The organism is Lysobacter sp. TAB13 (genome assembly GCF_052113885.1).
Classification (GTDB): Bacteria; Pseudomonadota; Gammaproteobacteria; order Xanthomonadales; family Xanthomonadaceae; genus Lysobacter; species Lysobacter gummosus.
This window is the reverse complement of the sequence record NZ_JBFRDR010000378.1, coordinates 1-367: the sequence shown is the minus strand read 5'-3', so window position 1 is coordinate 367 and position 367 is coordinate 1. Positions and strand designations below refer to the sequence as shown.

General features: G+C 62.7%; 1 protein-coding gene. It reads right to left on the bottom strand.

Going from position 1 to position 367, the window contains the following annotated elements:
• The coding region (locus AB4Y92_RS26595) for an enoyl-CoA hydratase/isomerase family protein (RefSeq protein WP_441822348.1) at nt 1-270 on the bottom strand (270 nt) is incomplete at its 3' end.
• Nucleotides 271-367 lie beyond the last annotated feature (97 nt).

Here is a 367-nt window from a genome sequence, read left to right as displayed (position 1 = left end):
GTCGTAGAGCGTCTCCCATTCCCCGATCCAGCTCTCCGCCCGGTCGGCATCGAAGCTCCGGGCCTCGCGCAGATCCTGCCCGGCGCAGAAGGCGCGCTCGCCGGTGCCGGTCAGGACGATGGCGCGCACCTCCGGATCGGACGCTGCGCTGCGAAATGCTTCGAGCAGGCGCGCCCTCATGGGCGTGTCCCAGGCGTTGAGGATCTCGGGCTTGCTGAGGGTGATCAGCGCGATCTCTCCCCGTCGTTCTTCCACAACTCCCACAGTCACGGCGAAACCTTTGCGTTTTCGTATTGCAATCTAATACATCGTATTGTATTGTGCTTCGATGCCGGATGTCAATCGAGTCGGGGAGGCGGTCCATGGT